Origin of the sequence: Streptomyces sp. NPDC003247 (assembly GCF_042888135.1) — a bacterium.
Lineage (GTDB): Bacteria > Actinomycetota > Actinomycetes > Streptomycetales > Streptomycetaceae > Streptomyces.
This window is the reverse complement of record NZ_JBIAPF010000008.1, coordinates 158,793-177,248: the sequence shown is the minus strand read 5'-3', so window position 1 is coordinate 177,248 and position 18,456 is coordinate 158,793. Positions and strand designations below refer to the sequence as shown.

Below are 18,456 nucleotides of genomic sequence, written 5' to 3'. Positions count from 1 at the left end.
CGACGTGTTGAACTCTAGCGGATTCCTCGGCCAGTACAAAAACGCGTTTGTGCAGCGTGCTGCGCTGCGTCTCCGCAGGTACCGGCCGCAGCGCCTGCTCAGGCCCCCCTCGGGACGTGCCCGGGCCGTCGCCGGGACGCCCGTCCTAGACTCGACAGCGTGCTCGACTTCCCTCCTCTCGCCCGCTTCGGCGACCGCGTCGCCACCGGGCTCCTCGACGTCACCGACGATCCCGCGGCCCTCGACTCCGAGGGGTTCTGGGCCGTCTGCGCGGACTTCGAGGGGCGTCTGGTCTGCGCGCGCTTCGCGGACGTGCGGGTCGAGCCGGTGCCCGCGCCCGCGCCGGGGGAGTGGCGGGGACCCACGGCGGACGACTGGACGTCGTCCCTGGACCGCGCCGCGTACACGGCCGGCGTGCGCCGCATACGGCAGCACATCGCGGCCGGCGAGGTCTACCAGGCCAACCTCTGCCGCGTCCTCTCCGCGCCGGTGGCACCCGACGCCGACGTGGACGCGCTGACGGCCCTGCTGGCCCGCGGCAATCCGGCACCGTACGCGGGAACGATCCGCCTGCCCGCGCACGGCGTCGAGATCGCCACCGCGTCGCCCGAGCTGTTCCTGCGCCGGGACGGGCGGGCCGTGGAGTCCGGGCCGATCAAGGGCACCGGGCGGACCGAGGCGGACCTCCTCGACAAGGACCACGCCGAGAACGTGATGATCGTGGACCTGGTCCGCAACGACATCGGCCGCGTCAGCCTCACCGGCAGCGTCACCGTCCCCGACCTGTGCGCGGTCGAGAAGCACCCCGGTCTCGTCCACCTCGTGTCGACCGTCCGCGGCGAGCTGCGCGACGGCGCGGGCTGGCCGGAGCTGCTGGACGCCGCGTTCCCGCCCGGCTCCGTCACCGGCGCCCCCAAGTCCAGCGCCCTGCGGATCATCGACGCGCTCGAGACCGCGCCCCGCGGCCCGTACTGTGGCGGCATCGGCTGGGTCGACGCCGACCGCGCCACCGCCGAGCTGGCGGTGGGCATCCGCACCTTCTGGATCGACCGCGCGGAAGGAGTCCTGCGCTTCGGCACCGGCGCCGGCATCACCTGGGGGTCCGACCCCGAGGCGGAATGGCGGGAGACCGAGCTGAAGGCGGCCCGGCTGCTCGCGGTAGCGTCGGGAGCGTACGAGGTGGAGGGAAGGACCCTGACGTGAAGATATGGCTCGACGGCGGGCTGCGGGACAGCGAGTCCGCGCGCGTCTCCGTCTTCGACCACGGCCTGACCGTGGGCGACGGCATCTTCGAGACCGTGAAGGCGGTGGACGGCCGGCCGTTCGCGCTGACCCGCCACCTCGACCGGCTGACCCGCTCCGCGCGCGGCCTCGGGCTGCCCGACCCCGACCACGACGAGGTCCGCCGCGCCTGCGCCGCGGTCCTCGAGGCCAACCCCATGCCGCTGGGACGGCTGCGCATCACCTACACCGGCGGCCACGGCCCGCTCGGCTCCGACCGGGGCGAGCACGGCCCGACCCTGGTCGTCGCCCTCGGCGAGACCAGCCGCCGGCCCGACTCCACGGCCGTGATCACCGTCCCCTGGACCCGCAACGAACGCGGCGCGCTCACCGGCCTGAAGACCACCTCGTACGCCGAGAACGTCGTCGCGCTGGCCCGGGCACACCAAGAGGGCGCCTCCGAGGCCCTGTTCGGCAACACGGCCGACCGGCTCTGCGAGGGCACCGGATCGAACGTCTTCGTCGTCCTGGACGGCGAGATCCACACCCCGCCGCTCGCCTCCGGCTGCCTCGCGGGCATCACCCGGGCGCTCACCGTCGAGTGGACCGGCGCCAAGGAGACCGATCTGCCCCTGGAGGTGCTCCAGCGGGCCGAGGAGGTCTTCCTGACCTCCACCCTGCGGGACGTCCAGGCCGTGCACCGCGTCGACGGCCGTGAACTGCCGGGCGCGGCGGGACCGGTGACCGCCAAGGCGATGCGCGTCTTCGAGGAGCGGGCGGGCGACGACCTCGATCCGTGACGGGCGGGGCCGGGCGGCCACCGGGACGCGTCCGTGGCCGGTGGTTCCACGGAGACGTCCCTGCCCGGCGGTCGTACGGGGCCGTCCGTGCCCGGCCGTTGCACGGGGGCGTCCGTCGCCGGCGTTCATGCGGAGGCGTCCGCCCAGGGTGTGTGTGCGCGTCCATCGCGTCCGCGGATATTCGGCTGACCCGGAGCGCGACAGTGGGTAGAACACCCGTGATGACGACGACCCTGCGGCCGACCGAGCCGCTCCAGCACGGTGCGGACGGGGCACTGTCCCGTCACTACCAGGTGTGCGTGAACAGCCGTCCCGTCGGAGCGATCCACCTCTCGACGTCCGTGTCCTTCGGCCCCCGTGTCGCCCAGATCGAGGATCTGCGCATCGAGGAGCCGGACCGCGGGCGCGGCCGGGCCACGGTGGCCGCGCTCGCCGCGGAGGAGGTGGCCCGGAGCTGGGGATGCGCCCGGCTCGAGACCAGGGTGCCCGCCCGCGCCGAGGCCGCACTGCGGCTGGCGTCCGCGCTCGGCTACGTCCAGCGCAACCGGGGCATGGAGAAGCCCCTCGGCACGGCCGTGCCCGAGCTGCCCGCCGGCAGCAGGGTCAGGCCCATGACGGAGCCCGAGTTCGAGCGGTGGTACGAACGGGCCGTTCCCGGCTACGCCCAGGAATGGATCGGCCGGGGCGTGCCCGAGGACGAGGCGTTCGCCAAGTCGCTACGGGACCACGAGGTGCTGCTGCCGCGGCGCCTGGCGACGGAGGACACGCTGTTCAGCGTGCTGGAGCACGAACACACCCCGGTCGGCAGCCTGTGGGTGTCGTTCCGCGCGGACAACGCCTACGTCTTCGACGTCGAGACCGCCGAGCCCTTCCGGGGCCGTGGCCACGGCCGGTCCCTGATGCTGCTGGCGGAGGCCCAGGCGGCCGCCGCCGGCAAACACGTGATCGGCCTCAACGTCTTCGCCGGCAACACCCCCGCCGAGCGGCTCTACGCCTCACTCGGCTACGTCCCGGTGAGCTACTCGCTGTACAAACACCTGCTCTGAGACCGGCCAGGTCCCTCCAGCCCCGGTCCCTCCAGCCCCGCGCGTCACCCTGGTCGGACCCGGTCCTGTCCGGGGAGCAGGCTTGTCGGGCCCGGTCCCGCCCGGTGGGTCAGCCCTGTCCGGTCAGCAGCCGGTCGGCGATCTCCTCGACCCTCGCGCGCAGTCCCTCCTGGCTCTTGCCACCGTCGAGGCGCTCACCGCCGATGACATACGTCGGGGTGCCGGTGACTCCGATCGCCTTGCCCTCGGCCTGGTCCGCGTCCACGATCAGGATGTGCCGGCCGTCGATGAGCGCGGTGTCGAACTCCTCGGCGTCCAGGCCCAGTTCCCGGGCGACCTCGACCAGGAAGGGTTCTCCCCCACGGGTCAGCTCCTCGACCCGGCCCAGTACCGCCTCGACGTACGCCCAGCCCTTGCCCTGCTCCAGTGCTTCCTCGGCGGCCTGCGCGGCGGCGAAGGCGTGCTGGTGCTTCTCCAGCGGGAAATGCCGCAGCCGCACCTCCAAGCGGTCCCCGTAGCGCTCGCGCAGGGCGTGGAGGTCGTCGAGGGCGCGGTGGCAGTCCGGGCACTGCAGTTCGCACCAGACGTCGAGGACGACCGCGGAGGGACGGGCGGCCACGGGCGCCGGGGCGGAGGCGGGGGAGGAGTCACTCATGACACCAGTCTCCCAGCCCACGCCACGCCACCCCAATCCGGACCGGACTCCCGCCTGCGCCGCCCCAATCCGGACCGGACTCCCGCCTGCGCCGCCCCGGTCCGGACGGGGCTCCCGCCTGCGCCGCCCCGATCTTGACGGGGTCCCCGCCTGCGGTCGCCCCGATTCGGACGGGGCTCCCGCCTGCGCTGCCCCGGTACGGACCGAGCCCCCGCCTGGGCCGCCCCACCCGGACCGGGTCCTCGGCCTGCGCTGTCCCTGAGGCCGTGGGCCTGCCCCTGAGGCGGTGGGCCTGTCCCTGAGGCGGTGGGGCTGCCCTTGAGGCCGTGGGCCTGTCCCTGAGGGTGTAGGGCCGGCCGATCCGCACCGCTCTCCGGGCCCGGGACGCCGGCCCGCACACTGCGCGGCGCCGACCGGGACCCGTGGAGGAGCCGACCCCGAGATGTCCCTGATGTCCGCTCGGATCCATGGCCCGGGGGCACCCCGCAGGTGCAGGATGGGAGGGGCGAAGCGCTGCCGTGCCGCGGCGCCGAGCCGTCCCTGCCCGATGCGTCACCGTTGCCTGGAGGACCGGATGATTGCCGAGACCGTCTGTTCCGCCGTCGCCGCGGCCGGCCTGGGCATCGCCGCGATCACGGCCTACCGCAAGCGCTTCCTGAAGGCCGCCCGGATCGCGGCCTACGCACTCGTCCCGCTCGGCCTCGTGATGACCGGTGCCGTCCAGTGGGTCGCGGACACCGCCTTCAGTCCCGTGGCCTGGGCCGGCTTCGGTGTGCTCGGCGTGGCCTGGGCGCTCCTCGCGACCACCCGGGCCGTGGAGCGCCGCCGCCGAGGCGGTACCCGCAAGGAGCGCAAGGCGGCGGCGCGGACCGCGCAGCCCGACGCCGTGGCCCCCGGCGTCTCCGCGCCCTCCCTGGGGCAGGGTTCCCGCCCGGCGTCCCGTCCCGCGGCCACGCCCAGGGAGACCGCCGCGGACGACTTCAGTGACATCGAGGCCATCCTGAAGAAGCACGGCATATGAAGAAGCGGTGGCGCACCGGCTGAAGTGCCGCCGCACCGGTCGGCCGCACCGGCCGCACCGCTGTGCCGACCGCACCGGCTCGTACGCCACCGGCATCGGCAGGCCGCACGGGAGGCGGCCCGGCCCTGCCCGGTGTGCGGGAGGCGGCCCGGACGGCCCGGCCCGGTGTGCGAGAAGCGGTCCGGTGCAGGTCGGCACAGCATCCACACCTGAAGCGACACAGTCGAGCCACACCCGCGCGAAAACGATCACGGCCGGAAGTCGACCTTACTAAATCGGCGAACACCCGCTCAATCCGGGCGTGTTGATCGCGAAGCCGGTGCCGCCTGCGTCATCATCGCCCGCGAGATGCTGGACACGACACAGAGCGATGCCGCGCCACCTCAGGACGAGCCGCGCGGGTGCCTCTTCGCCCTTTCCCAGCCACCGCTGATGATCTTCCTTGCGGTGATCGGGAGTCTGCTGCTCATGGCTGCGCTGCACGACCTGCTGCTGCTGTGAGCCGTACCCGCGGTACCCGGCGTCACCCGCCGGGGCCGCGTCGGCATCGGAGACTCCGGCACCGGCACCCGACGGCCCGGCGACCGGCTCGGCCGACCAGGGGAGACGGCGATCGACGGCTCCGTACCGGGGGAGTGGTCCAGCGGCTGCTCAGCCCGCGGCTTCCTTCCGGCGTGCGCGGTACGCGGCCACGTGCAGGCGGTTGCCGCAGGTGCGGCTGTCGCAGTACCGGCGGGAGCGGTTGCGGGAGAGGTCGACGAAGGCGCGCCGGCAGTCCGGGGCCTCGCAGCGCCGGAGCCGTTCCTGCTCGCCGGCCACCACGAAGAAGGCCAGCGCCATCCCGCAGTCGGCCGCCAGGTGATCGGCGATCGACGCACCCGGCGCGAAGTAGTGCACATGCCAGTCGTAGCCGTCGTGATCGGTGAGCCGGGGCGTGGTGCCGGCGGCGGCCACCAGCTCGTTGATCAGTGTGGCGGCGGCGCGGGCGTCGGGCGCCGCGAAGATGCCCGCGAACCGTGCTCGGATCCTGCGCACCGCGGAGAGGTCGAAGTCGGAGAGCGCACCGACGTCACTGATCTCGTGCTTTCGTACGAAGTCCGCGAGGGCGGCGACGTCCGGCAACCCGTCCTGCGCGGTGTCGTCCTCCGGTGCGGTGTTGACCAGATCCACCACGGCATCGAGTGCACACCGGGTGTCGTGGGTGATCAGCACGTTTCGCTCCCTGGCCTGGGGGTCGGGCGGACGCCCGCCGATGCTGGCCGATGGTAGCCGCACCGGGCCGTCGAGCCACGGCCCGCCGACGCCGTGGACGCGCACCGGACATGCCGGCGCCGCGCCACGGTGACCCGTGGCGCGGCGCCGGTGCATGCCCTATGCGGTTGTCCTGGCCCGAGCCGTCTCCCCGAGTGGACGGCGCCGGGCGGCTCAGCGGGAGCTTCGCCCTAGCTTTCCGCCAGGATGTGCGAGAGCTCCTGATCGAGGTCGAAGTGGCGGTGCTCCGTGCCCGGGGGCACAGCCGCGTCCGTCCGCTTCAGGAAGGATTCCAGGGCCCGCGCCGGGGCCTCGAGGAGCGCCTCGCCCTCCGGAGAGCTCAGGGCGATGCACACGACGCCCTGACCGTGGCTGCGCGACGGCCAGACACGGACGTCGCCGGTGCCCGTGGGCCGGTGCAGGCCCTCCGCGAGGAGGTCGCGGGCGAACACCCACTCGACGGTCTCCTCGGCTCCGGTGTGGAAGGTGGCGTGCACGGCGTAGGGGTCGGCCGTGTCGTACCGCAGGCCTGCGGGGACAGGCAGGGAGGACTCGCTCGACACAACGAGGCGCAGGTGCAGCTCGCAGCTGACCGTGGTGTTCATAAGCGCCAGGGCCTTTCGCTCAGTGTGCGCTCGGGGATTCGCACGTCGGCGAAATCGACATGCCACCTACGGTGCCGTTGTAAACCCCTCTGAGTGTTTTGCGTGCCTTTATGTAACCCTTCCGGCCGAGAGATCGTTCGGGGAGTACCACCATTACGGTGACCGGAATCTCTCGGGTAGGGTTGGCCTGTATGAATACGGGGAGTGACGAGCCGGGCGAGGTAGCCATGGCGCCGGAGGATGCGAAGACCGACGGGGCGGCGCAGGGGCAGGAGCAGGCGCTCGGCTCCCGGGCGCCGGAATTCGTCAAGGCCCGTCGCGTCCTGCACCTGAGCTGGCAGGTCGGGATCTTTGTCGTCGGTCTGGCGGTCGTGGTGGCCGGCATCATCATGCTGCCGCTGCCCGGACCCGGCTGGATCGTGATCTTCGGTGGCATGGCGATCTGGGCGACCGAGTTCGTCTGGGCGCAGTTGGTCCTGCGCTGGACCAAGCGCAAGGTCACCGAGGCGGCCCAGCGCGCGCTCGACCCGAAGGTGCGGCGACGCAACATCATCCTGACCTCGATCGGTCTCCTGATCATCGCGGTGATCGTCGGTATCTACCTGTGGAAGTTCGGCCTCGAGATGCCCTGGAACATCGAGGACCAGTGATCCGGGGCAGGGGCGCACGGACCGGGAGGCCGGTCACAGGCACCCGCTGACATGGGGTAATGTTCTTCCTGCGCCCGGGCGATTAGCTCAGTGGGAGAGCGCTTCGTTCACACCGAAGAGGTCACTGGTTCGAACCCAGTATCGCCCACCCGGCATGGCGGCCCGTCTGCGACAGAGCAGACGGGCCGCCGTCGTATGCCCGTCGCGCGCCTCCCTCCCGGCATGCCGTCGCACGCCGACCCCGTGCCCCGTCAGTGGCGCGGGAACCACCACGCCGGGGCGCAGGACGGTGGCCTGCGACCCGACGTGCCGCCCGCCGCGAACCGCCCGAGGACTCGTGCCGGGCCGCCCAGCCGCCCAGCCGCCGGGCCGCCAGGGGCCTGGCATGGCGCCTCCGGTCGGACGCCACTGAGACCGGCTGTCGGGAAGGCCCAAGAGGGCGCAGGGACCCGTGAGGGCGCAGGGGGCCTGCGAGGGCGGTGAAGCGCAGTGACGCGCGGTTGAGGCGACGCGCGGGATCCCCGGCGCCGGGTCTTCGCCGCCGTGAGGAGCGCCGTCTGCGCCGTGCGAGAGCCAGGGGGAGCCCGAGGTGAGCCCAAGGCGAGCCCGGGGTGAGCCCAGCCCGGGGCGCCGGCCGACGGCTCCCACCGCCTCGCCGTACTGCCTCCGTCGACCCTCCGGCCGGCTCCCCTTCCTGTCAGGGTGGCGGGCTGAGCCGTCGTGGTCCGTCCTTGCTGCTCAGGCGCATACTGCCACCCTGGCGCAGGCCGTCGTCTCGGCACAGGGTGCTGCCCGGCACAGTCGGTCGGCGCCCCTTCCCTTGCGGGGGTCGCCGATGGTCGGATGGGTGATGCATGCGGTGGCGGCCCATGCTCGGAGGGGCCATCCGTGCGGTGGCGGCAGGGGAGGTCGGGTGGCTGGACGCGCGATGGAGGCAAAGGCAAGCCGGGTGGCTGGACGCGCGGTGGCGACAGGGGGAGCCGGGGTGGCTGCACGCGCGGTAGCGGGAGCCCGGGTGGCTCGACGCTCAGTGACGGCAGCGGGAGCCCGGGTGGCTCGACGCCCAGTGACGGCAGCGGGAGCCCGGGTGGCTCGACGCCTGGTCACGGCAGCGGGAGCCCGGGTGGCTCGACGCCTGGTCACGGTAGCGGGAGCCCGGGTGGCTCGACGAGCGATGGCGGCAGGAGGCGCCCGGCTGACCGGATACGTCCGCAGCACGCGGTGCTCGCGCCGATGCGGCCCCACCCCCTCCTGGTCTGCCGGCACCTCTCCCGGCCGTCCTTCCTCGTGCGTCGCGCCCGCGCGACCTGCGCGACGCGGTCGCCCCCCTCGCCCTCGGCGGGGACCGGCCGTTCGCCCCGTCACCTCGACCCCCTGCTCCCCTCCCTGCCCCACCGTCGGCGAATTCCAGCCGCTCCCACACCCCCGCCAACCCCTCGCCCACTGTCCGAGCGGCCGAACGTCCGCCTCCCACCTGCGCCTTCCTCCCGTCGCTGACGGAATGTCAGCCACTTGCCCCGCCCCCGACCCGCGCCCGCCCGTCAAGAAATTCCTGTCCGAATCATTGACGCTCCTCCGACCCCCTCGTACCTTGTGCCAGCAAGCGCTTTCTTGAAACGATTCATGCAAGCGGCAACGACGCTGCGGGGAGGCCGGCTGTGGGAGCCAGCAGGAATGTTGACAGGCGAACGATCCTGAAGGTGGCCGGGGCATCGGCGGCCACCCTGGGGCTGGCCGCTACCACGGGATGCGGAGGCGACAGCGGTTCCGGGGGCGGGACAGTGACGCTCCGTTACGCATGGTGGGGTGGCGAGCCGCGCGCCATCGCCATCAAGAAGACGATCGCGCTCTTCGAGAAGAAGTACCCGAAGATCAAGATCAAGCCCGAATTCACCGACTACGAGGCGTTCTGGGAGAAGTTCCAGACCCAGGCCTCCGGCGGGAATCCGCCGGACGTTTTCCAGAACGCGGTCGGTTTCCTGCGCAAGTACGACAAGCGCGGTGTTCTGATGGACCTCAAGGCGCAGGCGGACGCGGGCAATCTGAGCCTGGAGAACTTCCGCAACGGCGTTCTGGCGAACGGTCAGGTCGACGGCAAGCAGATCGGCATACCGGTCGGCGCCAACACCATGTCGCTCGTCATCGACCTCAACGCCTTCAAGAAGGCGGGCGTCGAGCCGAAGTTCGGCTGGACCTGGGACGAGTACTTCGCGGCGCTCCAGACCATCCAGGACAAGCTGAAGATCGCCGGCGACACCGGTTACTTCGGCATCATGTACCTCTACGACCTCTACCTGCGCCAGAACGGCAAGGCCTTCTTCACCGACTCCGACCTCGGCTTCACCCAGGACGACCTGACGCAGTGGTGGGAGGACGGCTACAAGCGCGTGAAGTCCGGGCTCGTCGCCGACCCGAAGAAGATCGAGCAGGCCAAGCCCAAGTCCGGTCTGTCGGCGGGCCTCGCCGCGTCCGAGTTCACCTGGGACAACTTCTCCATCCGCTACGAGGGCGAGGGCGAGTCGGACTACGGGCTCGCGCCGATCCCCACCGGGAACGGCAAGGACACCGGCCAGTACCTCGGCTCGCTGATGCTCAGCGCCTTCTCCGGCACCAAGCACCCCAAGGAGGTCGCGCAGTTCATCGACTTCATGGTGCACGACCCCGAGGTCGGCAAGATCATGGGCTACGACCGCGGCATCCTCGCCACGACCGAGCAGTACGAGGCGTTCACCCCCACCGACGACAACAACAAGGGTGTCAAGGCGTACGAGGAGGAGGTCGCCGCGGCCGGCGTCCTCGGGAAGATCACCCCGCACCCGTCCGGCGCCGACATCATCGAGGCGGCCTTCCTGCGTCTGGGTGGTGAGGTCTCCCAGGGCAAGACGAAGCCCGCCGACGCCGCCAAGACGCTGTTCGCCGAGGCCAAGGCCGCGTTCGCGGGCTGAGGGGACGTACCACCATGACGCTCGTCAAGGAAGCGCCCGCGCGCTCGGCCGGGAAGCGGTCCGCCGCTCCCGTCGCCGGGCGCCGCGGGCGGCGCCGCGAGAACCTCGCCGGCTATCTCTTCATGTCGCCGTGGATCGCGGGGTTCCTGCTGCTCACGGCGGGGCCGATGATCGCGTCGCTGTACTACGCGTTCACCAGCTACAACCTGTTCACGCCGCCGCAGTGGGTGGGGCTGGACAACTTCACGACGATGTTCCAGGACCCGCGCTGGCAGAAGTCGGTGCAGGTCACGCTGAAGTACGTCGTCGTGGCCACTCCGCTCAAGCTCCTGCTCGCGCTCGGCGTCGCGCTGCTGCTCGCGCAGAAGCGGCGAGGACAGGGCCTGTACCGGGCCGCGTTCTACATGCCCTCGCTCATCGGCGCCAGCGTCTCCGTGGGTTTCGTGTGGCGGGCGCTGTTCTCGGACGACGCGGTCGTGGACCGTACGCAGAAGATCTTCGGTCTTGACGTGGGCGGCTGGATCGGCAACCCGGACTACGTCATCTACGCCCTGGTGGCCCTGAGCATCTGGCAGTTCGGCGCGCCGATGGTCATCTTCCTGGCCGGCCTCAAGCAGGTCCCGCGGGAGCTGTACGAGGCCGCCGAGATGGACGGGGCCGGACCGCTCCGCAGGTTCTGGAACGTCACGCTGCCGATGATCTCCCCGGTGCTGTTCTTCAACGTGCTGCTGGAGTCGATCCACGCGTTCCAGGTGTTCGGCTCGGCGTACGTCGTCTCCGACGGCCGGTGCGGGCCCGCCGATGCCACGCTCGTCTACACGTGCTACCTCTACCAGAAGGGCTTCAAGGAGGCCCAGATGGGCTTCGCCTCCGCGATGGCCTGGACGCTGGTGATCGCGGTGGCGCTCGTCACGGCGGTCCTGTTCTGGTCGCAGAAGAAGTGGGTGCACTACGAGGAGGCCGCCAAGTGACCACTGCCACCAGCCCTGTGGTGCGCACCGCGAACGAGCGGCGGCGCACCGGATCGATCGCCTGGCACGTGGGCGCGCTCCTCGTCCTCGCGGTCGTCCTGTACCCGGTCGTCTGGGTGGTCGGTGCCTCGTTCAAGCCGAGCAAGGACATCATCGCCAGCCTCGACCTGCTGCCCACCAAGCCCGTCTGGGCCAACTTCTCCGGGCTCGCCGACGGCATCTCCGGCATCTCCATCAGCAGCTTCTTCGTGAACTCGCTGATGTACGCCGTCCTCGCCGTCATCGGTGTCGTGGTGTCCAGCTCGCTGACCGCGTACGCCTTCGCCAAGATCCGGTTCGCCGGGCGGAACCTGCTGTTCACGCTGATGATCGGCACGCTGCTGCTGCCGTACCACGTGCTGCTCATCCCGCAGTACGTGATGTTCCGCAACCTGGAACTCGTCGACACGCTGGTGCCGCTCGTCGCGGGCAAGTTCCTGGCCACGGAGGCGTTCTTCGTCTTCCTGATGGTGCAGTTCATGCGCGGGCTGCCGCGTGAGCTGGACGAGGCCGCCAAGCTCGACGGCTGCGGGCACCTGAGGACCTACTGGTCCATCGTGCTGCCGCTGTGCCGTCCCGCCATCATCACCAGTGCCATCTTCACCTTCATCAACGCGTGGAACGACTTCATGGGGCCGTTGATCTACCTCAACACCCCCGAGAAGTACACGGTCTCGCTCGGCCTGATGATGTTCCGCGACCAGGAGGGCATCTCCAACTACGGCAGCATGATCGCGATGTCGCTGGTGGCGCTGGTGCCGGTCATCGCCTTCTTCATGGCCTTCCAGCGCTACCTCATCGACGGTATGGCGACGTCCGGACTGAAGGGCTGAGACGGTCACCATGGCGCAGACACGCGTGAAGGCACGCAAGGAGTCCGTGTTCGGCGAGCGCTTCGCGCTCTTCGCCGAGTCCCTGCTCACCGGCGTGTGGATCGCCGTGGCCTGTCTCGGGGTCGTCACCTACCCCGCGGCCTTCGCCGCCGGCGCGCGGCACCTGCGGCGACGGGCCCGTCACGAGGGCGGCGGCCGGCGCGACTTCGTCGCGGACTTCCGGGCGGCCGTGCGCGCGGGGTGGGCCGTCGGGCTCACCGGCTGGGTGGTGGCGGCCGCGGTCTGGATCGACGTACAGGCCGCGCGCGCCGGGCTCCCCGGCGGGCCGCTCGTCGGGGCCGTGGGCCTGTTCGCCCTGATCGGGTTCGTGGTCGCCGGGATGCGCGCGGCCGCGGTGTGGACGCCGGGGGACTCCTGGCGCCCGCTGCTCGCCCAGGCCGGCCGCCGTACCGTGCTCGACCCTGCCGGATCCTTTCTGCTCACCGCCGGGCTCGCCGTGGTCGTCCTGTCCGGCATGTTCGTCGCGCCGCTGGCGGTCCCCGTCCTGGGGGCCGTCGCGGCGGCGGCCGTCGCCGTCGAGGAGCGCTACCGGCGCCGCTGACGGGCGGTGCCCCCTTGTCGGTCCGGCGCTTCCTTGTCGGTCCGGTGCCCCTTCTCGGTCCGGCGCCCCGGGCGCCGTACCTCCCTCTGTCATGCCCCTGACCACCCCCTGCATCCCGCACGGAAGGAAAGGCTGCATCCCATGTCTCCCATCCCCCGCAGGTCCCTCCTCAAGGCGGCAGCCGTCGCCGGCGCCGCCGCCCAGTTCAGCTGGGCCCTGGGAGCGAAGGACGCGCAGGCCGCGCCCAGAGCCGCGGCAGCCGACGACGACCCGGTGACCCTGGACTGGCTGGAGGACGGCGCCCTCGGCGCCGCCCCCGGCTCCACCCTCGGCGTGCCCTGGCCGATGGGCACCTACCAGGAGGATCAGACGTTCGCGCTGACGGACGCCGACGGCAAGGACGTGCCCGTACAGTCCTGGCCGATCGCCTACTGGCCGGACGGCTCCCTGAAGTGGACAGCCCACGCCGTCAGCTCCGGCACCGGCAAGCTCACCCTCGCCGCCGGCACCCCGGCCGCCCCCGCCCAGAAGGTCACCGTCGACAAGAGCGGCGGCACCATCGACGTCTCCACCGGCGTCATCACCGCGAAGATCGGCAAGGACGGCGCCACCCTCATCAAGTCGGTCAAGCGCGGCTCCACCGAGATCGCCAAGAACGGCCGCCTGGTCCTGATCCGCCAGCCCGAGATCGAGGACGAGGACCAGGGCAGCGTCAAGACCGAGCGCTTCGACGGCGCCATCTCCGACGTCACCGTCGAGCAGGAGGGCCCGGTCCGCGCGGTCGTCCGCATCGACGGCAAGCACCGCAAGGGCAGCCGCAGCTGGCTGCCGTTCTCCATCCGCCTGTACTTCTACGCCGGCGCCGACTCCTTCCGCATGGTGCACACCATCACCTTCGACGGCACGCAGGAGCCCGGGAAGGCGAGCGGTGACTTCATCCGCGGCCTCGGTGTCCGCTTCACCGTCCCGATGCGCGACGAGTCCTACGACCGGCACATCCGCATCGGCGGCGAGGGCACCGGCCTGCTCCGCGAGGCCGTCAAGGGCATCACCGGCCTGCGCCGCGACCCGGGCGCGGCCGTCCAGGCGGCCCAGTACGCGGGCGAGAAGCTGCCCGACCCCTCCACCTGGGACCAGCGGGTCACCACCCGCCTCCAGTACATCCCCGAGTGGGGCGACTACACCCTCTCCCAGCTCTCCGCCGACGGCTTCACCCTGCGCAAGCGCACCAAGAAGGGCTACGGCTGGATCGGCGCCGGCGGCGGCAAGCGGGCCTCCGGGTTCGGGTACGTCGGCGGCGTGAGCGGCGGCCTCTCCTTCGGCCTCAGGGACTTCTGGGAGAAGTTCCCCGCCCAGCTCGACATCCGCGACGCCCACACCGAGGAGGCCGAGGTCACCCTCTGGCTCTGGTCGCCCGAGGCGCAGCCCATGGACCTGCGCTTCTACCACGACGGCATGGGCCAGGACACCTACGCCGAGCAGCTCGAAGGCCTCAACATCACCTACGAGGACTACGAGCCCGGCTTCGGCACCCCCTACGGCATCGCCCGGACCTCCGAACTCCTCTTCTGGGCCAACGAGGCCACCCCGACCCCGGAGAAGCTCGCCGAACAGGTCGAGGCCGTCCGCGTCCTGCCCCAGCTCGCCGCCCCGCCCAAGCAGCTCATCAAGGCGAAGGTCTTCGGCCCCGGCCTCTACTCCGAGCCCGACCGCTCCACCCCCGCCAAGGCCAAGATCGAGGACCACCTCGACTTCCTCTTCACCTACTACAAGGACCAGGTGGAGCAGCGCCGCTGGTACGGCTTCTGGGACTACGGCGACATCATGCACACCTACGACACCGTCCGGCACCAGTGGCGGTACGACATCGGCGGCTACGCCTGGGACAACTCCGAACTGTCGCCGGACCTCTGGCTCTGGTTCGCCTACCTGCGCTCCGGCCGCGCGGACATCTTCCGCTTCGCCGAGGCGATGACCCGGCACACCGGCGAGGTCGACGTCTACCACATCGGCCAGTGGGCGGGCCTGGGCACCCGGCACGGCGTCCAGCACTACGCCGACAGCGCCAAGCAGCAGCGCATCGCCAACACCACCTACCGCCGCTACTACTACTTCCTCACCGCCGACGAACGCGTCGGCGACCTCATGCACGCCAACGTCGACTCCGACGAGACCTTCCTCGTCCTCGACCCGCAGCGCAAGGTGCGCACCGACACCTACACGCCCGACCGGCACGCCCTGTCGATCGGCTTCGGCACCGACTGGAGCGGTCTGGTCTCGGCCTGGCTGACGGAGTGGGAGCGCAAGGGCCCCAAGTGGGAGAAGGCCAAGGCGCGCGTGCTGTCGACGATGGAGGGCATCGCCGCCCAGCCGAACGGCTTCGTGCAGGGCAGCGGCCTGTACGACCTCGACACCGGCCAGTTCGCCGTCGCCACGACGCCGGTCGTCGGCGTCTCCCACCTCTCCGCCGTCTTCGGCCTCAACGAGCTGTGCGCCGAACTCATCCACCTCGTCGACATACCGAAGTTCAACGAGGCCTACTACGACTACTGCCGCTACTTCAACGCCAGCAAGACCGAACAGGCGGCACGCTACGGCTCCAACTTCGGCACCCTGCTGCTGTTCCAGGGCCACTCGCGCCTCGACGCGTACGCGGCCGTGCAGACCGGCGACGAGAAGCTCGCCGCACGCGCCTGGGACAAGTTCTACAACTCCGACGGCTACAAGGAGTCCGCGCCGTGGACGACGGAGGCCCTCAGCGGCCCCGTCACCCTGGTGCCGGGCAGCGAGGCGGCCTGGGTGGCCACCAACGACACCGCGCTGTACGGCCTCGCCGCCATCGAGAACCTGGCGCTGCTCGGCGACAAGATGCCGTCGTAGCCGGCCGGGGGCGAAGGGGGTGATCCGCGTCGGCCGGATCACCCGCTAGTCCATCCTCCCCAGCACCTCCCGCACCCGCCGCGCGTCGCGCAACCGCTGCTCGTAGGTGGCACCCACCGCGAGCAGCAGCAGACCGGCGAGTGCGGGAGGCACCCACCGCGGGACGAGACCGACGACCTGGGCGAGGTACGGGGCCAGCTCGTGCAGCGCGACCAGGGCCAGCACCGAGGCGCCGAGCGCCAGGGGCGCCTGGAGCCGGTGCCGGGCGCCCAGCAGCGTGACCAGCAGCGCCGCGGCCCCCAGCAGCAGCGGACGCGTCCACTGCGGGTCGCCCCAGGCAGCGACGAGGCTCGGCAGGAACGTGGCCGCGAGCCCGGGGCCGTACGCCGTCCAGGACGAGGTCCCCGGCACGCGGCGCCGGCGCCAGGCCCCCACGGCCAGCGCCGAGACGGTCACGGGCAGCGTGTACGCCTCCGGCGTGGAGACGTCCCAGGCGGCCAGGCGGACCCAGGCGGCCAGCAGGAAGAGGCCACCGGCCGCGAAGCCGGCGGACCGGCGGCCGGCGCGGACCGCCGAGGCGCCCGTGATCACACCGCACAGGGACAGCACCAGCGCCAGCATCGGCGGATCGGTCACCGCGAGCCCCACGGCGAGCACCCCGGCGGCCGCGCCCGTCACCTCGACCGGCACGGTCGCCGGGGCCCCTCCGAGCCGGGCGGCGAACAGGGCCGCGGCCGCGGCGACCGCGAGGACCGGCAGCGCGGTGTGCGCCGCCGGCCAGTCCGCCGCCGCGCCCGCCGCGCAGGCCAGCGCGGTGGCGTACCCGAGCGCGGCCGGGGCCGTGACCGGGGTGAGCCGAGGCCGCGCCGACACCGTCACGAACAGCGCCGTCAGCGCCGGCAGCACGGTGAGGGTCGCGCTCTGCGTCGCCAGGGACAGCAGGGCGACGGTGACCGAGGTGGCCAGGGAGAGGGCCGCGGCGGTCCACGGGGTGGGCAGGAAGGCCGCTGCCGCGGTGATGACGCCGAGCGCCAGCAGCGTGGCGACGTAGGGCAGTTCGCAGACCGCCGGGAGGGCCGTGCACGCCGCCCACGCCAGGAACAGCGCCCCGGTACGGGCCCGGGGCCGCCAGCTCTCGTGCCGGACGGCCAGGGCGAGGCCGCCCGCGACGACCACCAGGACGAGCAGCGCCTGCACCGGGTGCGGCGGCCACGGGGTGTGGACGGTCACCGCGTCGCGGGCGTCCGCGGGCGCGCCCGACCAGGGGTGCTCCAGCCGGCCGAGCGGGCCCAGCAGCACCACCGCGACCAGGGGCAGGGCCCACAGCAGCGCGAGCGCCTGCACCGCGGCACCGGCCCGGACGAGGCCGACCCGCACCGGCTCGGCGAGCCGGTGCGGTACCGCCGCGAACAGGGCGAGGCCGAAGGCCAGGTGGGCGGGGACCGCCCAGCCGACGGGCAGCGCCGCCCGCAGCGCCCCGCCGCCCGCCGCCACCAGCAGCAGACCGCCCGCGGACGCCGCGGCACCCGCCGGGCCCGGACCCGGCAGCCGCAGGGCGGCGCCCAGCGCGACGGCCGCCGCGAGGACGAGCAGCGCCGTCGCACGGGCGGCGGCGCCCGGACCGGCGGCCGTCCAGGACAGCCATCCGGCCGCCAGGACGCCCCCACCGCCCAGCGCGCAGGCGCCGACGGCGGCGGTGACCCGCGCGGACCGGACGGTCACCCGGAGCGCGACGGCCGTGTCGAGCCCGGCCGTCACCAGCACCGCCGCCGCGACGGCGTCCAGGTCGGCACCCACCGCGAACGCACCTATCGGCAGCGGGAGTTGGGCGGCGGCCAGCGCCGAGGGCAACGGCAGCCGCAGGGCGGGCAGCCCACGGCCGTACCCCACCCAGAGCGCCGCCAGCACCGCCGTCGCGACCGCCGCGTACCCGGTGCCGTCGGTTCCGGGGAGCGCCGCCTCGCGCAGTGCGTGGGCGTCCAGCGCCGTGAGCGCCAGGCCGAGCCCTGCCACCGACTCCGCGGTCGAGCGCAGCCCGCGCCGCAGCAGGAACACCGGCGCGGCGAGCACGGCCACCGTGACCGTGCCCAGCACCAGCGCCCGCCCGGCGATCCCCAGATGCCCCCAGCTCACCAGGGTGAACGCGAGCGCCGCGATCGTCAGCAGGGTCCCGCCGAGCAGCAGCAGGACGTTCTGGACGCGCGGGGCGCTCGCCTCGGGACGCGCCGCGGGCCGGGGCGGCGCTCCCACCGGCGGCGCGCTGTGCCGCAGAGCGGCGACCACCTGGCCGCGGCGCGTCAGCAACCAGGCCCGACGGGCGTCCAGTTGCCGCAGTTCGGCGTCGATGAGCCACAGCTCCTCGGCCGGGGGCGGAAAATGCGTCATGGAACGGAGTGTGGTCCGCGTCACGGCCGACGGCATGAGCGCGGCTACTCAGGACGTACTCAGCTCCGGGGCCGGTGGCGGGCACACTCGGCCCATGGACTGGACGCACTACCGCTTCCGCAGCCTGTGGCGCCTGCCCGCGCCGCCCACCGCCGTCTACGCCGCCCTAGAACGCCCCGAGGACTACCCCCGCTGGTGGCCGCAGGTCCGCGAGGTGACCCGGCTCGACGACACCACCGGCGTCATCACGATCCGCTCGTTCCTGCCGTACGCCATGACCTTCACCGCGCGCGAGGTCCGGCACGATCCCGGGGCCGGGGTGCTGGAGGTCGCGATGTCCGGGGACATCGAGGGCTGGGCACGCTGGACGGTGACCGCGGCGGGAACCGGCACGCTCGCCCGCTACGACCAGGTCGTCGACGTCGGCAAGCCGTTGCTCAGGCGGTTCGCCGTGCCCGGACGGCCGGTCTTCCGCGCCAACCACCGGCTGATGATGCGCGCCGGCCGGCGCGGACTCGCGGCCTACCTGCGAGCGGTTTGAACGAAGCCCGCG

General features: G+C 72.3%; 16 protein-coding genes and 1 tRNA gene. 13 read left to right on the top strand and 4 right to left on the bottom strand.

Annotated elements, in window-relative coordinates; all coding sequences use genetic code 11:
- The first annotated feature begins 159 nt into the window (after positions 1 to 159).
- The 3 genes from ACFYWQ_RS27015 to ACFYWQ_RS27005 all read left to right on the top strand — a co-directional run bounded on the left by ACFYWQ_RS27015 (position 160) and on the right by ACFYWQ_RS27005 (position 3,067).
- Positions 160 to 1,203: a chorismate-binding protein gene (locus ACFYWQ_RS27015; RefSeq protein ID WP_389519695.1), complete on the top strand. Its 1,044-nt coding sequence runs from the start codon at positions 160 to 162 to the stop codon at positions 1,201 to 1,203.
- Complete coding sequence (locus ACFYWQ_RS27010; protein WP_389519694.1) at positions 1,200 to 2,021, top strand: aminotransferase class IV; 822 nt, start codon at positions 1,200 to 1,202, stop codon at positions 2,019 to 2,021. Before ACFYWQ_RS27015 ends, ACFYWQ_RS27010 begins: the two co-directional genes overlap by 4 nt.
- Positions 2,022 to 2,242: 221 nt before the next feature.
- Positions 2,243 to 3,067, top strand: a complete 825-nt coding sequence (locus ACFYWQ_RS27005; protein WP_389519692.1) for a GNAT family N-acetyltransferase — start codon at positions 2,243 to 2,245, stop codon at positions 3,065 to 3,067.
- Positions 3,068 to 3,176: 109 nt separating this feature from the next.
- On the opposite strand, the gene ACFYWQ_RS27000 is transcribed toward ACFYWQ_RS27005, so the two are convergent.
- Positions 3,177 to 3,722, bottom strand: coding sequence for a DsbA family protein (locus tag ACFYWQ_RS27000; protein ID WP_389519691.1), 546 nt, complete (start codon positions 3,720 to 3,722; stop codon positions 3,177 to 3,179).
- Between the two features lie 574 nt (positions 3,723 to 4,296).
- Between ACFYWQ_RS27000 and ACFYWQ_RS26995 the strand changes: the two genes are divergently transcribed.
- Both ACFYWQ_RS26995 and ACFYWQ_RS26990 read left to right on the top strand, forming a co-directional pair.
- Positions 4,297 to 4,743: a hypothetical protein gene (locus ACFYWQ_RS26995; protein WP_389519689.1), complete on the top strand. Its 447-nt coding sequence runs from the start codon at positions 4,297 to 4,299 to the stop codon at positions 4,741 to 4,743.
- Positions 4,744 to 5,091: 348 nt separating this feature from the next.
- Complete coding sequence (locus tag ACFYWQ_RS26990) at positions 5,092 to 5,244, top strand: hypothetical protein (RefSeq protein ID WP_187750717.1); 153 nt, start codon at positions 5,092 to 5,094, stop codon at positions 5,242 to 5,244.
- 150 nt (positions 5,245 to 5,394) lie between these two features.
- Here the strand turns inward: ACFYWQ_RS26990 and ACFYWQ_RS26985 are convergent, their stop codons facing one another.
- Positions 5,395 to 5,955, bottom strand: coding sequence for a CGNR zinc finger domain-containing protein (locus ACFYWQ_RS26985; protein WP_389519687.1), 561 nt, complete (start codon positions 5,953 to 5,955; stop codon positions 5,395 to 5,397).
- Between the two features lie 230 nt (positions 5,956 to 6,185).
- The gene (locus ACFYWQ_RS26980; RefSeq protein WP_004002642.1) at positions 6,186 to 6,599 is read right to left on the bottom strand and encodes an SsgA family sporulation/cell division regulator; all 414 of its coding nucleotides are present in this window, start codon (positions 6,597 to 6,599) and stop codon (positions 6,186 to 6,188) included.
- Positions 6,600 to 6,790: 191 nt separating this feature from the next.
- On the opposite strand from ACFYWQ_RS26980, the gene ACFYWQ_RS26975 reads away from it, so the two are divergent.
- From ACFYWQ_RS26975 to ACFYWQ_RS26945, 7 genes are all read left to right on the top strand, one after another.
- Complete coding sequence (locus ACFYWQ_RS26975) at positions 6,791 to 7,249, top strand: TIGR02611 family protein (RefSeq protein ID WP_389519685.1); 459 nt, start codon at positions 6,791 to 6,793, stop codon at positions 7,247 to 7,249.
- A gap of 76 nt (positions 7,250 to 7,325) precedes the next feature.
- Positions 7,326 to 7,397, top strand: a tRNA-Val gene (locus tag ACFYWQ_RS26970).
- Between the two features lie 1,510 nt (positions 7,398 to 8,907).
- Positions 8,908 to 10,194 carry an ABC transporter substrate-binding protein gene (locus ACFYWQ_RS26965; RefSeq protein WP_389519683.1) on the top strand — a complete coding sequence of 429 codons (1,287 nt, stop codon included), beginning with the start codon at positions 8,908 to 8,910 and terminating at the stop codon, positions 10,192 to 10,194.
- A 14-nt stretch (positions 10,195 to 10,208) separates the two neighbouring features.
- Positions 10,209 to 11,165: a carbohydrate ABC transporter permease gene (locus ACFYWQ_RS26960; RefSeq protein ID WP_389519681.1), complete on the top strand. Its 957-nt coding sequence runs from the start codon at positions 10,209 to 10,211 to the stop codon at positions 11,163 to 11,165.
- Complete coding sequence (locus ACFYWQ_RS26955) at positions 11,162 to 12,037, top strand: carbohydrate ABC transporter permease (protein WP_389519680.1); 876 nt, start codon at positions 11,162 to 11,164, stop codon at positions 12,035 to 12,037. Before ACFYWQ_RS26960 ends, ACFYWQ_RS26955 begins: the two co-directional genes overlap by 4 nt.
- Positions 12,038 to 12,047: 10 nt before the next feature.
- Entirely contained in the window at positions 12,048 to 12,638 is a 591-nt protein-coding gene (locus ACFYWQ_RS26950; RefSeq protein ID WP_389519679.1) for a hypothetical protein, read from the top strand.
- Positions 12,639 to 12,779: 141 nt separating this feature from the next.
- The gene (locus ACFYWQ_RS26945; protein ID WP_389519677.1) at positions 12,780 to 15,518 is read left to right on the top strand and encodes a Tat pathway signal sequence domain protein; all 2,739 of its coding nucleotides are present in this window, start codon (positions 12,780 to 12,782) and stop codon (positions 15,516 to 15,518) included.
- 45 nt (positions 15,519 to 15,563) lie between these two features.
- On the opposite strand, the gene ACFYWQ_RS26940 is transcribed toward ACFYWQ_RS26945, so the two are convergent.
- Positions 15,564 to 17,903 (bottom strand): SCO7613 C-terminal domain-containing membrane protein, encoded by a 2,340-nt coding sequence (locus ACFYWQ_RS26940; RefSeq protein ID WP_389519675.1) that lies wholly within the window; start codon positions 17,901 to 17,903, stop codon positions 15,564 to 15,566.
- A 94-nt stretch (positions 17,904 to 17,997) separates the two neighbouring features.
- On the opposite strand from ACFYWQ_RS26940, the gene ACFYWQ_RS26935 reads away from it, so the two are divergent.
- Complete coding sequence (locus ACFYWQ_RS26935) at positions 17,998 to 18,444, top strand: SRPBCC family protein (RefSeq protein ID WP_389519673.1); 447 nt, start codon at positions 17,998 to 18,000, stop codon at positions 18,442 to 18,444.
- The last annotated feature ends 12 nt before the right edge of the window (positions 18,445 to 18,456 follow it).

What these genes read in the sequence shown, in the direction of transcription:
- ACFYWQ_RS27005 (WP_389519692.1), top strand. Translation starts at nt 2,243, where the DNA reads ATGACGACGACCCTGCGGCCGACCGAGCCGCTCCAGCACGGTGCGGAC.
- ACFYWQ_RS27000 (WP_389519691.1), bottom strand. Translation starts at nt 3,722, where the DNA reads ATGAGTGACTCCTCCCCCGCCTCCGCCCCGGCGCCCGTGGCCGCCCGT.
- ACFYWQ_RS26995 (WP_389519689.1), top strand. Translation starts at nt 4,297, where the DNA reads ATGATTGCCGAGACCGTCTGTTCCGCCGTCGCCGCGGCCGGCCTGGGC.
- ACFYWQ_RS26990 (WP_187750717.1), top strand. Translation starts at nt 5,092, where the DNA reads ATGCTGGACACGACACAGAGCGATGCCGCGCCACCTCAGGACGAGCCG.
- ACFYWQ_RS26980 (WP_004002642.1), bottom strand. Translation starts at nt 6,599, where the DNA reads ATGAACACCACGGTCAGCTGCGAGCTGCACCTGCGCCTCGTTGTGTCG.
- ACFYWQ_RS26975 (WP_389519685.1), top strand. Translation starts at nt 6,791, where the DNA reads ATGAATACGGGGAGTGACGAGCCGGGCGAGGTAGCCATGGCGCCGGAG.
- ACFYWQ_RS26960 (WP_389519681.1), top strand. Translation starts at nt 10,209, where the DNA reads ATGACGCTCGTCAAGGAAGCGCCCGCGCGCTCGGCCGGGAAGCGGTCC.
- ACFYWQ_RS26950 (WP_389519679.1), top strand. Translation starts at nt 12,048, where the DNA reads ATGGCGCAGACACGCGTGAAGGCACGCAAGGAGTCCGTGTTCGGCGAG.
- ACFYWQ_RS26945 (WP_389519677.1), top strand. Translation starts at nt 12,780, where the DNA reads ATGTCTCCCATCCCCCGCAGGTCCCTCCTCAAGGCGGCAGCCGTCGCC.
- ACFYWQ_RS26940 (WP_389519675.1), bottom strand. Translation starts at nt 17,903, where the DNA reads ATGACGCATTTTCCGCCCCCGGCCGAGGAGCTGTGGCTCATCGACGCC.
- ACFYWQ_RS26935 (WP_389519673.1), top strand. Translation starts at nt 17,998, where the DNA reads ATGGACTGGACGCACTACCGCTTCCGCAGCCTGTGGCGCCTGCCCGCG.